Annotated in this window: 8 protein-coding genes; 5 read left to right on the top strand and 3 right to left on the bottom strand. The window is 71.4% G+C overall.

The genetic code is table 11. The features are described 5' to 3' along the window. Positions 1-50: 50 nt before the first annotated feature. A complete protein-coding gene (locus IO33_RS0124525; RefSeq protein ID WP_107069371.1) occupies positions 51-482 on the bottom strand; it encodes a DUF4231 domain-containing protein in 432 nt (143 codons plus the stop codon). Further along, positions 479-4,933, bottom strand: a complete 4,455-nt coding sequence (locus IO33_RS0124520) for a hypothetical protein (protein ID WP_157857895.1) — start codon at positions 4,931-4,933, stop codon at positions 479-481. The genes IO33_RS0124525 and IO33_RS0124520 overlap by 4 nt, the downstream gene beginning before the upstream one ends. 87 nt (positions 4,934-5,020) lie before the next feature. On the opposite strand from IO33_RS0124520, the gene IO33_RS0124515 reads away from it, so the two are divergent. Next, positions 5,021-6,436, top strand: a complete 1,416-nt coding sequence (locus IO33_RS0124515) for a lipase/acyltransferase domain-containing protein (protein ID WP_031168607.1) — start codon at positions 5,021-5,023, stop codon at positions 6,434-6,436. A 100-nt stretch (positions 6,437-6,536) separates the two neighbouring features. On the opposite strand, the gene IO33_RS0124510 is transcribed toward IO33_RS0124515, so the two are convergent. Continuing rightward, entirely contained in the window at positions 6,537-7,247 is a 711-nt protein-coding gene (locus IO33_RS0124510) for an acetate uptake transporter family protein (RefSeq protein ID WP_051926957.1), read from the bottom strand. Positions 7,248-7,507: 260 nt separating this feature from the next. Between IO33_RS0124510 and IO33_RS0124505 the strand changes: the two genes are divergently transcribed. The 4 genes from IO33_RS0124505 (at position 7,508) to IO33_RS0124490 (ending at position 12,903) form a co-directional block, all read left to right on the top strand. Continuing rightward, a complete protein-coding gene (locus IO33_RS0124505) occupies positions 7,508-8,281 on the top strand; it encodes a polysaccharide deacetylase family protein (RefSeq protein WP_031168603.1) in 774 nt (257 codons plus the stop codon). Positions 8,282-8,438: 157 nt separating this feature from the next. After that, positions 8,439-9,647: an EfeM/EfeO family lipoprotein gene (locus IO33_RS0124500; RefSeq protein ID WP_031168601.1), complete on the top strand. Its 1,209-nt coding sequence runs from the start codon at positions 8,439-8,441 to the stop codon at positions 9,645-9,647. Then, on the top strand, positions 9,644-10,891 hold the full coding sequence (gene efeB, locus IO33_RS0124495) for an iron uptake transporter deferrochelatase/peroxidase subunit (protein WP_107069378.1): 1,248 nt from the start codon (positions 9,644-9,646) through the stop codon (positions 10,889-10,891). The genes IO33_RS0124500 and efeB overlap by 4 nt, the downstream gene beginning before the upstream one ends. A 203-nt stretch (positions 10,892-11,094) precedes the next feature. Then, on the top strand, positions 11,095-12,903 hold the full coding sequence (locus IO33_RS0124490) for a phospholipase C (protein WP_245235873.1): 1,809 nt from the start codon (positions 11,095-11,097) through the stop codon (positions 12,901-12,903). Positions 12,904-13,016 lie beyond the last annotated feature (113 nt).

The following is a 13,016-nucleotide window of genomic DNA, read 5'->3' as shown; positions in this document are numbered from 1 at the left end:
GCCGCGGCCGTCAGGGGTGCTTCGGGCTGTTGCGTGATGCCGGAGAACGGTCAGAAGATGTTCCGCTCCCGGTGCCGCTGGCGGAGTTTCAGGAACCGGGCCCGTACCTCTTCGGCGGGCAGACCACCCTCCGCCTGCACCAGGAGGTCGGCCAGCGCGTCGCGCGACTCCATGAAGCCCCGCCATTTCTGCTGCGGCTTGAGCCAGGTGTCGACCGCCGTCATGATCGCGACGACCAGGGACAGGGCCGGTATCCAGGACAGCAGCCAACTTCCTTTCGCATGGCCGAGGTTCTGGTCGGCGGCGACGACGGCACTCGTCACGATCAACACGATACGCAGGCCGTAGTAGGTACCGCCGTACGCGTTCGTCCCCACTCTCCAACGACGGAGCTCCCGGCGCAGCTCGCGGCGGAGGACGGGCGGCAGCCCCCCGAGACCGTCGGGCGGGGAACTGGGCCGCTCCTGCGGCGTCGCGGTCATGGCGTGTCCTTCCGGCGCCGGCCGTCGGTGAACTCCAACAGCTCCACGAGATGGACGACCCGGCCATGGCCCACCGCGAGAATCACCGTGTCGGAGCCGTGCAGGTCTCGGATCATGCTGACCGTCGACGCGGGGTGAGGAAGGCCGCGGACGACAGCGAGCCGCACCTGGGCCCCCACGTCCCAGATCTCCACGGTGCGGTCGGCGGTCGGCACGGCCACCAGCGTCCGCCCGTCGGCCGTAGCGACCGCGGCCACTTCGCAGACCGGTTCAGAGCCGAGCTCGGCCCGGATCGACCGGGACGTCAGGTCCCATACGCGTACGACGTGCGCGTCGGCGCTGACCAGCGTCGGGCCCTCGGTGCCGCATACGGGGACGAGGCTGTGTACGGGCCGCCGGTGGGCCTTCCCGCCGTCGCCGGGGCCGCGCAGCTGTCCGAGCGGCCTGCCGGAGGGGTGCTCCCAGAGTGTGATCTTTCCGCCCTTGTCGCCGCTCGCCAGCCACATCGTCCCGTCGGCCCGCGGGACGAAGGTGACGGCGCTGACACCGCGGCGATGGCCGCGCAGCAACGGGATCCGGGAGGCGAGCCGGGCGCGCACCCAGTTGCCGACGCTGTCGTGCAGAGCGATGGTGCGGTGGCGGCCGACCGCCACGCGTGCGTCGTCACCGTCTTCGCCGAGGACGGCCGCCGTCAGCGACACCACCGGCCCTCTTCCCGTGTCTCTGGTGAGCGGGGTACCGCGGGTGCTCCAGAACTGGACGGATCCCTCCTGACTGCCCGAAGCCAGGGTCGCGTGATGCTTGCCGGTGGCCGGTACCCAGGAGACCACGCTGACGCTTTCGTCATGCCCCGCCGTGACCACGCGCATGACTGTGCCGGTGTGATGGGGAGCTTCGTGGTCGGGTTCGACGTACTGGTTCTCTGCGACGACCTCGCACCGAGCGATCCGCCGTCCCGTTCTCGCGTTCCAGATCGAGACCGTTCCATCGGCCGTGCCGATGGCGAGCAGCATCCGGCCGTCGGGAAGCGAGACGAGGTCCGAGCTGGTGACGGGGTGCTGGTGGACCTGGCCGTGCTGTCGGCGCTCACCGGCGGTCGAGACGGCCGTGTTCCACAGCCGCACGCTTCCGTCCTGGCTTCCGCTGACGATGAAGGTGTCACCACTGGGGTTCCGCACGCCCGCCACCGCCCGGACGTCGTCGGAGTGACCGGTCCATCCACCGGCGTGGCTGCGTCCGCGTCTGAGGCGGACCCTTCCCTCTGATCCGCCGGTCACGAAAGCGGCCGGATCATGCTTGACACCAGCGAGGGACTCGGGTGTGAATGCGTCGTCGCCGCCCGCGCCCTCGTCGTCGAGCACTTCCCCGGTTCTGAGATCCAGGCGGCGTACTCCGTGGACGAACCTTCCACCACGCCCCACCACGACGGCACGGCCGTCAAGTTCCGCCAGGGCGACGCCGTAGCGGGCGTACAGCTGGCCAGGCCGTTTGCGCCACCACAGGCGCGGAACGGAGACGCCTGACGAAGGTGCGATCCTCCAGGTGCTGACCCCGCCGGTGGTATGGGCGGCGACCAGGACGTCGCCGATCCCCGGCAGCGAAGTGAGGGCCAGCGAGAGCGTGCCGAGACCGCCGCCGGACCACGTCTGCAGCGGTTCGCCGCGGTCGGTGTCCCAGAGGCGGATACGGCCGTCCCGGGCACTCGTCACGAGCAGCGGTTCACCGTCCGCGGTGGTGCCGAAGGCCATGGCGGTCACCTTCCGGCGGTGGGCGCAGGGTGCCCCCGTCGGCAGGCCCTCGGAGACGTCCCACAGACAGACGTCGCGGTCCGAGGCGGCAGCGAGCAGGAGCCGGCCCCTGATGCGGGTGAGTTCCACCGCCATGACGGGGGCGTGGACTGCGGGCAGCGCATGCAGCAGTTCACCCGAGGCGCCGTCCCACAGATGGATCACTCCCTGGTCGTCGACGGCGGCCACCGTGAGCCTGCCGTACGGGTCGAGGTCGATCGCGACGGCACCCACCGCGCTGGTGGGCCCGCCGTCGAGCACGCCGTGCAAGTTCGTTCTGCGGCCGTCGCCCCACAGGACCCGCCAGCCCAGCAGCGCCTCCGTCCTCAGCTGGGGCAGCGCGTCCGGTTCGTCGATGCCGGCCCGTAACTGCAGTGCGGCGGCCCGGTCCTCGGGGGCCAGGTCCCGTAGCTCGTCCCAGACCCGCAGATACAGACGCGGCAGGGAACGGCGTTGCTGTGCGGGCGTGTTGAGGACGCGCATCATCCGGGTCGGGTCCGCGTACGGCAGGATGCCGGTGTCCTGGACGAGGTGATCCAGCCGGCCCGCGGCAAGGGCGTAGGCAGGCAGGTGTCTGAGGGCGTACGGGGTGGCGCGGACCCAGTCCGGCCGGCCCTCGCCGCGGGGCACAGTGCCCAGGACGGCCTCGTAGAGGAGGACGGGCGCGCGGTCCGCCGTCGCGACGGTCTGGCGCAGGTAGTCGGCGTACGCCTGGTGGTAGAGCCGATAGACGCTCTGGCCTTCCTCGCCGGCCTCGATCAGGTGAGCACCGGCGTTGTCCAGTACCCAGGCCACGTCGTCCTCGGTGTACGTCCGCGCCCCGCCGGCGAGAGCCGTCGCCGCGGTGGCCCAGACCGTACGCTTGGGCAGGCCGGGGCCGAGCGCCCAGGCCAGAGGGGCGAGCAGGTCGGTGATCTGCTGTCGCAGCGGGCCGTACCGGGCCAGATCGGCCGCGAAGACCTCGGCCACGTCACGGCTGCGGAAAATCTCGTGCGCCTCGGGGCTGTCCAGGTCCAGGATGTTCCGGCGTACCAGCGCCCGGGTGAACAGGCGGGCCATCAGGAACACCGACTCGCTTTCCCGCGCGACGCGTCGGGCCGCCTGCCGGGTGCGCTCGGTGTCGAGAAGTGCGTACGGGGAGCCTGTGAGGTCGGTGAGGCGTTTGTAGGCGTACGCCTCGATGTCCTCGGTGGCGTCCGTGTCCTGGTCGAGATCGACGCGGTGCCGCTGTTCCGGGGCGAGGATCCGGAGCAGGTCACGAGCGGCGGCATCCCTGGCCTCGACGGCGCGGCAGCGCGTGCCGACGAGAACCTTGACCCCGGGCAGGTCGGCGAGCGGACGCAGCAGACGTCCGGCAAGGGTGCCCACCGCCCCCGGCAGCGCCTCGTCCAGCGCGTCGACGAGCACGGTGAACCTGCGCTTCGTCCGCTCGACGGCGGAGACGAGCTGCTCCGGGCCGCGCCAGCCGCCGCGAGGGGCTTGCAGTCCCAGGGGCTGCGCCAACGCCTCGACGCAGTCCAGTACGTCCTTGCCGCGCGCGTGGATGCCCGCGTCGATGGCACCGATGTCGGGCAGAGTGCCGGGGTCCGCACCGTCGAGCGCCTGCGGGTCGACCGCGACGACGTCCCTCCGGTACGACGCGTCGGACAGCACGGCGAGTCGGCCGAGCAACGCCGACTTTCCGCTGCCCGGCGGCCCCGTGACGACGAACATGCCGGAGTCCTCCGTGTCCAGCCACGTCACGATCGACCGGAGGGCGCGGGTACGCCCACGGAAGAAGTAGCCCTGGTCACCGACGGCGTCGACACCGCAGAACTTGAGCATGAAGTGCTCGCGGACGTCGGCGCGCCGCAGGGCGGCCGGCCGGACACGGCGGCGGCTTTCGAGGTCGGTCTCCGGGAGTTCCGGGTCGTAGCGCGGGTTGGGGAAGAAGGGGGTGGAGAAGACGTCGGTGATCCGCTTCTCGAGGCGCCGGTCCGGGCCGAGCCGGGCATCCAGCGCGGCGATCATTTCCTCGATCCTGATCGACTGGTCATGCGGCCCCCACGACCGTTGCGTCCCCACCGTGTCGTCCGGGTCCTGCAGGAGCGCCCGCATGGCCTCGCTGAGAGCTCGCTCGTCGGCGCGCGCGCCGGAGGACGCCGAGCACAGGACCACCAGCTTGGGCGGCCGGACGAAGCTGTGGTCGGCCACCACTTTGGTGAACGCCTCGGACGCCTCACCGGCACCGCTTCCCGAACTGCACGCGTCCATGACGAGGACGATTTCGCGGGCACCGCACAGCGCCAACTGCGATCCCAGATAGGCGGGCGTGATCGCATTGGCCATGCTGATCGACTCGTCGTCGTCGGGCGAGTCGGAGCACAGCAGGAAGAAACCGCTGTGCCGCAGATGACGGCCGTGCCCGGCCCAGTAGACCAGCAGCCTCTCGGTACCGGAAGGGAAGCGCAGATCCCGGAAGATGTCCTGGATCTGCCGTTGTCGCAGCTCTTCGGGGCGTCTTCTGTTGCCGAGGTGGCGGCGGAAGCCCCCGGCGGCCAACAGGTCGACCACCGCGTCGACCTGGCTGCGCAGATACTCCAGTTTTTCCATCGACGGGGCGTCGTACTCGTCCATGACGATGTCCAGGACCGTTCCCCGTTCGTCCCCCACTGCGTTGTGCACACCTCTATCTTGGTCGCCTCGGGCCTGCGTCGCCAGGTCGTCACACGGATGCGACGGGCTTCCCGTCACGGCAGCTGAGGCGGTGTCGTGTTCACGCAGCGTCAGGAAAAGGGGCTCCGTCAGGAGCGGGATCTCGTCGTGGTGGTGCCGGGGATTCTCGGCAGTGTGCTGCGCAGGACGGACGGCCGGTACGCGTGGGACGCCTCGCTCGCCATGGGCGCGCAGTTCCTGCGTGACTTCTGTGGAACCCTGGAGGCCCTCGCGCTCCCGCCCGGCCTGGGTGACGGACCACCGCCCGCTCGATACGCCCTGGAGCCCGAGGGGTTGATGCCGGGCTGGCAGGTCTGGCCGGGATTCTGGTCGGGCGCCGGATACCCGGCCCTCGTGAGGTCCCTGGGCACGTGCCTGAAAGACCCCGAGCGACAGCTGAGACTCTTCCCGTACGACTGGAGGCTGTCGAACCGGTACAACGCGCTCCGGCTCCTGAACTGGGCGAAACGGCGACTGCCCGAGTGGCGTCGCGAACGAGGCGACCCCGACGCACGGCTGCAACTCGTCTGCCACTCCATGGGGGGCCTGATCGGCCGGTACTTCCTGCACGTCCTCGGCGGTGCGGACATGACCCGGCGGGCGTACACCATCGGTACCCCGTACCGGGGGTCCGTGAAAGCGGTACGCGTCCTGACAGGTCATCTGTTGCCGTGGCCCATCAGAACGAGCCAGTTCAACGAGCGGCTGCGCGCTGTCGCGGAGACCTTCCCGTCGGTCGCGGAGCTCCTCCCCACCTACGCGTGTGTCACGGAGACGGGGTACGGCGCCGGGGACGTGCGCGGCGGCGACACCCTCCCCCTGAGGGACTGCCACATCCCCGGCCTCAGCCGGCAGGCTGTCGAGCACTCGACCGAGTTCCACACCGCGATCAGAGAAAAGGAGGACGAGACGTCGGACAGGATGGTGCATGTGTTCGCGGGAGGCCGGCAGCCGACGGAGCAGACTGTCGCGGTCGACCCGTCGGAGCTGCGCTTTGTCCGTCGGCAGCGTGGCTTCGACTACGGCGGCGACGGAACGGTGCCACGGTTCAGCAGTGTCCCTCCGCACTGGGAGGACGATGCCCCCGCGACGTTCTATCCGGCGTCACACGTCGGCCTGACCCGCCACGAGGACCTGTTGAGCAACCTCAACGAGAAGATCGCCCCGGTCTCCTCCGGAGCGGTGCTGACGCCGGCCCGCCCGCTGTCCCTGCACCTGCCTCCCGTGGCGCCGGCCGGCCGGACCGTGCCCCTCCAGGTTCACGCGGACAGCCCCCACCTCACCCTCGACGCCCACCTGCGCAACGCCGACGGAACCGGCTACGGACGCCCCCTCCCCCTCCGCCCCGACGGCGCCGGAAACTACACAGCCGATCTCACCCTGCCGCCCGGCATGTGGCACATCACCGTGGAGACGGCGAAGGAGTCCCCCGCGAGCCGGGTGGAGGACCTCATCGTGGTGACATTGCCGTGATCGTGGGGTTGGTCAGGCAGCGTCGAGGGCGTACATGAGCAGCAGCGGCTTGTGCGGGGCCCGGCTGCCGGTCCGCTCCGCAGGGCGGCGTTGCCGCAGGTCACAGTTGTCGTCGTACGCCGGCCTCCCGTTCCGCCTGATCCAGCTGGCGGCCCAGGTCGCCCTGCAGGGACGTGCGGGCGCGGCCGCGGCGGCCCAGCGGGAGGACGGTGCGCTGGGCGGAGTCCTCCAGCAGCAGGGCGAAGCCGGCGTAGAGGGCGAAGACCGCCAGAGCCACGCCGGTCCAGCCGGCCGCGGTGCGCAGGACGACCGCACCGCCGGCCTCGTACACGCCGGTCAGTGCGAAACGGCACGCTCCGATCAGGAGCAGCACGGAGAACAGCGGCTTGCCGAGGACCGCGGCGGCGCCGAGGACGAGCATCAGCGGGGTGAGGCTCAGCAGGAACACCGCCAGCGCGGGGCTGGGCCGTCCCGGCGGCCCGGACAGGGTGACCAGTGCGGTGCCCGCCCAGGCGCAGCCGAGCACGGACAGGCCGCAGGCCGCGCCGCTGTCACGGGCGGGGAAGGCGAACACCGCGGAGAGCAGTTGCAGGGGCACGACGAACACCAGGACCAGCAGCATCAGCGGCCGGGTCTGCGCCAGGGGCACCCACTGCAACTGCGCGGCGGTGAGCAGGATGCTTCCGGTGCCGAAGGCGAAGAAGCCCAGGGGCAGGCTGCTGGCCAGCGGCCTGAGCATGATCCTCGTCAGGGCCTCGGGCCGCGGCGGCCCGGGGGCCGTGTCGTACGTCCGCGCTGCTGGTGGCGGCATCCGGATCACCCCGTCCCTCGGGCCTGAGCCGTACTCCTGCGGTACTGCGTTGGTCGTATGACAAGGGGTACCCCGATGTGCGCGCTGTCCCTCCGTCCCCGCGCCCCCGGCCACGGAACGGAGCGTTCTGTCGCGGAAGCGCCCCGGAATTGTCCGTGATTTGTAACAGCCGGATCCCGTGCTCAACCCCGCCCGTCCTGACAGGTGCACAGGGACCAGGTGCACAACAACACAGGGACACGGCAGGAACGGGGCGGGGCATGGCGCGGCATGGCGGGCGGGGATGGCACGGCCGGATGATCGCGGCGGCGGTCGGGGTCACGGCGGTCGCGGCCGTCACATCGGTGTGGACCGCGCAGGCCGGACAGCCGGCCGGCGGTGCGCCGCGGGCGGGCGCCTCGTCCGGGCACACCGCTCCCAAGGCGGCGGCCGTGTCCCCCGACATCGCCCACGCCTCGGACGGGGGCGCGCACGCGGTCAACATCACCATCGACGACGGCCCGGACCCGGCCTGGACCCCGCAGGTGCTGCAACTGCTGCGCGCCAACGGCGTGAAGGCCACGTTCTGCATGGTCGGCCCGCAGGCCCAGGCGCATCCGGAGCTGGTGCGGCAGGTGGTGGCGGCCGGGCACCGGCTGTGCGACCACACGGTGTCGCACGACACGACGATGGACAAGAAGTCCGAGGCCTACCAGTCGCAGCAGATCCTGGGTGCCGAGCGGCAGATCACCCAGGCGTCCGGTGGTGTACGGCCGATGTACTACCGGGCTCCGGGCGGCGCCTTCACCCCGTACAGCCGGCGTCTGGCGGCCTCGCACGGCATGCGGCCGCTGGGCTGGAACGTGGACTCCAAGGACTTCGAGCGGCCGGGTGCCGACGCCATCGTGGCCACCGTCAAGCGTGAGCTGCCGAACGGGCCGACGATCCTCTTCCACGACGCGGGCGGCGACCGCTCCCAGACCGTGGCCGCGCTGCGCGTCCTGCTGCCGTGGCTGAAGCAGCAGGGCTACTCCTTCGGCTTCCCGGTGCGCTGAACCGGCCTGCCGCGAGGCATGCGTCCACGGCCGCGCACGGCCACGCGCCGGTGAACCCCGGGAGAAATCTTGGTCATCGAAGCGCTGGGACGGGTGTTCGGATCGGGAGGGATGTCTACGATGATCCCTCTGCGTACGACGTCCGGAAAGGCTCGCCATGCCGTTGCCCCGCCTCGGCACGCGGTCCGTCCGGCTCCGGACGGCTCCCGCCGTGTTCGTGGTCCTCGCCGTGGCCCTCGCGGGCACGCTGCTCGCATTCTCACTGGGCGGGCCGCGGCACGAACCGTCCGGCGCCGCCCCGTCGGGGCACATCGTCATCGACGTGTCGCAGAGCCGCTGCGGCCGCGGCTGGACCCGCCCCGAGCCCGGTCTGCGGACCTTCGACCTGCACAACTCCTCCGACGGCACCGCCGAGGTCTATCTGGAGGACCCGGGCAGCCAGGCGGTGTACGGCGAGGTGGAGGGCGTAGGGCCCGGTACCACACGTGAGTTGACCGTCCGGCTGGGCAAGGGGACGTACGCCTTCAAGTGCGTGCCGGACGACGCCGACGCCGTCACCGGGCCCACCGTGCGCATCACCGGCGGGCAGCGCGGCCCGGGTGCCGCGCCGGTGACGCAGCACGACCTGATCCCGCCCGCCCTCGCCTACCAGAAGTGGGTCGGCGGCGGCCTCGACGACGTCGTCCGGCTGACCACGAGGCTCCGGGACGCGATCGACCGGGGCGACCTCGCCGGCGCCCGGTCGGCGTGGCTGCCGGCGCATCTGCAGTACGAGCGGCTGGGGGCGGCGTACGACGCCTTCGGGGACGCGGACTCGGAGGTCAACGGCACCGACGCCGGCCTGCCCGGCGGGGTGCACGACGCGCACTTCGCCGGGTTCCACCGCGTCGAGTACGGCCTGTGGCACGGTGAGTCGGCCGACGGGCTGCGCGCCCCGGCGGCGGCGCTGGTGAAGGCGTTGACCGGGCTGCGGGACGGCTGGTCGCAGACCCGGATGGACCCCGCCCAACTGGGTCTGCGCGCGCACGAGATCCTGGAGAACACCGTGCAGTTCGAGCTGACCGGCCGCACCGACTACGGCAGCGGCAGCAACCTCGCCACCGCCCGCGCCAACCTCGACGGCACCCGCGAGGTGCTGTCCTGGCTGCGCCCGCTGCTCGCCACCCGGTACGCCGGTCTGCCGGAGCTGGACAGGGGACTGGACCGCGCCCGGCACACCCTCGACGCCTTCCGGCACGGCGACCGCTGGACCCCGCTCGACGGCCTGGGCCGCGCCCGGCGGGAACAGGTCGACGCGGACCTCGGCGACCTGGTGGAGCGGCTGGCGTCGGTGGCCACCCTGTGCGACCCGCGGAGGACCGTGTGAACGCCCGTCCCAGCGGCCGTGACAGCAGCGCCGGACGGCCCGACGGCCTGGGCCGGCGCCGTTTCCTGCGCGGCGCGGCCCTCGCGGGCGCCGGCCTGGCCACGAGCGCGGCCGCCCCGGACGGCACGGCCGGTGCCGGCCCCGCCCTCACCGCCTTCCACGGCGTCCACCAGGCGTCGGCCGTCGCGGCCCCGCGCCGGACCTGTGTGTTCGCCTCCCTCGACGTGACCGCCGCGAGCCGCGCCGAACTCACCGACGTGCTGCGCACGCTGACCGGCCGGGCCCGCTTCCTCACCTCGGGCGGAACGCCCTCCCCGGCCGGCATCACCGCTCCGCCCGCCGACTCCGGCGTGCTCGGCGACCGGCTGCCCTCCGGTCAACTGGCCGTCACCGTCGGCGTCGGCGCCTCGCTCTTCGACGACCGGTTCGGGCTGGCCGCGCTGAGGCCCCGGCGCCTGACCGCCATGCCCGCCTTCCCCGACGACGACCTCCGCGCCGACTGGTGCCACGGCGACCTCAGCCTCCAACTGCACGCCGACGAGCCGGACACCGTGCTGCACGCGCTGCGCGACATCGCCCGGCACACCCGGGGCGCCCTGCAGGTCCGCTGGCGGCTGGACGGCTTCTCCAGCCCGCCCCGGCCCTCCGGCACCCCGCGGAACCTGATGGGCTTCAAGGACGGCACCGCCAACCCCGACGCCTCGAACGCCCGCGAGATGGACCGTCTGGTGTGGGTGGGCAAGGGCATGGACGAGCCGGACTGGGCGGTCGGCGGCAGTTACCAGGTCGTGCGGCTGATCCGGATGCTGGTGGAGTTCTGGGACCGGGTCTCGCTCAGCGAGCAGGAGCGGATGTTCGGCCGCGCCCGTGTCTCCGGCGCGCCGCTGGACGGCGACCACGAGCACGACACGCCGAAGTACGCCGACGACCCCAAGGGTGACGTCATCCCGCTGGACGCGCACATCCGCCTCGCCAACCCGCGCACGCCGGCCACCGCCGGCCAGCGTCTGCTGCGCCGCGCCTACAACTACGACCGGGGCATGGACAGCAACGGCAACCTCGACATGGGCCTGCTGTTCTGCTGCTACCAGCAGGACCTGAAGCGGCAGTTCGAGACCGTGCAGCACCGGCTGGCGGGTGAGCCGCTGACGGACTACATCAGCCCGTTCGGCGGCGGCTACTTCTTCGCGCTGCCCGGGGTGCGGGACGCCTCGGACTGGTACGGGCGCGCCCTGTTCACCTGATCCTGTCCGAACAAGTCAGGGACCAAAAGAGTCAACACATCGTCAAAATTGGTCCCAGCATCCCTGACCCGGTGTTCACCCACGCGTCATCATGGCTCCGCCGGCGCGCCCGGCAACGGGCGCAGCATGCGTCCTCGTACCACGCACAGACGTTCTGTCCGGAGGGGTAGACCACCATGGCCAGCAGGGGAAGAAGAACCGCGATGCGCAGTATCGGTGCGCTCGCGGGAGCCGCCGCGCTCACGATGCTCGGCGGCAACACGCCGGGCTGGGCGGCAGCGCCCTCCGGAGCGCAGAGCGGCCATCCCTCGACCGCGACACCGATCAAGCACGTCGTCGTGCTCTTCGACGAGAACATCTCCTTCGACCACTACTTCGCCACGTACCCGAAGGCCGCCAACACCGACGGCACGAAGTTCACCGCGTCGAAGAACACCCCGAAGAACATCGACACCCTCGCGCACGCCGGGCTGCTGACGAAGAACCCGAACCAGTACGCGCCGAAGCGGCTGTCCCCGTCCCAGGCGATGACCTGCGACCAGAACCACTCCTACGGCGCCGAGCAGTACGCCTACAACGGCGGCAAGGCCGACCAGTTCGTGCAGAACACCGAGGTCGACAAGTGCAGCGGCGGCCTGTTCGGCGAGCCCGGCCTGGCGATGGACTACTACGACGGCAACACCGTCACCGCGCTGTGGAACTACGCCCAGCACTACGCCCTGAGCGACCGCTCCTACAGCTCGAACTACGGCCCGTCCACGCCCGGCGCGCTCAACCTGATCTCCGGCAACACGCACGGCGTCATCTCCGTCGACCCGGCCACCGGCAAGCAGACGGCGAAGCCGGACCCGTACGCCGTCCAGTCGCCCGACGCCAAGGGTGTCGGCACGGTGATCAACGATCCCGACCCGGCCTGGGACGACTGCTCCGGCAAGGACCACACCAGCACCGACGCGCTGGCGTCGATGCAGGGCAAGAACATCGGTGACCTGCTCAACGCCAAGAAGGTGAGCTGGGGCTGGTTCCAGGGCGGCTTCCGTCCGTCGGCCGCGTGGAACGGCGCGTCCGGCTCGTACGCCAAGTGCGACACCACGCACACCAACGTGGGCGGCGCGGCCGTGGTCGACTACAGCCCGCACCACAACCCGTTCGCGTACTACAAGTCGACGGCGAACCCGCACCACCTGGCGCCGAAGAGCGTCTCGGAGATCGGCCACGCCGGCCGGGCCAACCACAACTACGACCTGACCGACCTCTCCGCCGCGCTGAAGGCGGGCAAGCTGCCGGCCGTCAGCTTCGTCAAGGCCGGTGCGTACCAGGACGGCCACGCCGGTTACTCCGACCCGGTCGACGAGCAGCACTTCCTGGTCAAGCAGATCAACGCGATCCAGAGCTCGCCGCAGTGGAAGTCCACCGCGATCGTGGTCGCCTACGACGACTCCGACGGCTGGTACGACCACGCCTACGTCGTCCCGAGGAACGGCTCCACGGACACCTCGGTCGGCTCCAACGGCAAGGCCACCGACAGCCCGGCCTGCCAGAAGGGCCCGAAGGCGGCCGGCGGCTACGCGGACCGCTGCGGTCCCGGAACCCGGCAGCCGCTGCTCGTCGTCTCGCCGTACAGCGAGGTGAACAAGGTCGACCACGTCCTGACGAACCAGGCGTCCATCACCCGGTTCATCGAGGACAACTGGCGCACCGGCCGCATCGGTGACCACTCCTTCGACGCCACCGCCGGCTCGCTCACGGGCATGTTCGACTTCCGGCACCCGAACAACAAGCAGGTGCTGCTGAACTCCGACGGCTCCGTGCGGCACGTCGGTCCGGTCCGGCACGTCGCCCCGGTGGCCACGAGCATCACGCCGGGCCCGGCGATGGAGAACACGGCCGCGTCGACCGATGCCTCCGGCTTCCCGGTCCTGCCGGTCGGCCTCGGCGTGGGCGCCCTGCTGGCCGCGGGTGCGACCGGCACGTACCTGACGCTGCGCCGCAGGCAGCACGGCACCGTCTGATCCCGCACCACCCCAGAGGACCGCGCCCCCGGACGTCGTCCGGGGGCGCGGTCGTCCTTCCGGCGGGGACGCGAACTCATATGCCTCTCCGGCAGGCCGCGGCCCGGCCGCCC

The organism is Streptomyces durhamensis (assembly GCF_000725475.1).
GTDB classification, from domain to species: Bacteria; Actinomycetota; Actinomycetes; order Streptomycetales; family Streptomycetaceae; genus Streptomyces; species Streptomyces filipinensis.
This window is presented reverse-complemented; position numbering and strand designations above follow the sequence as displayed.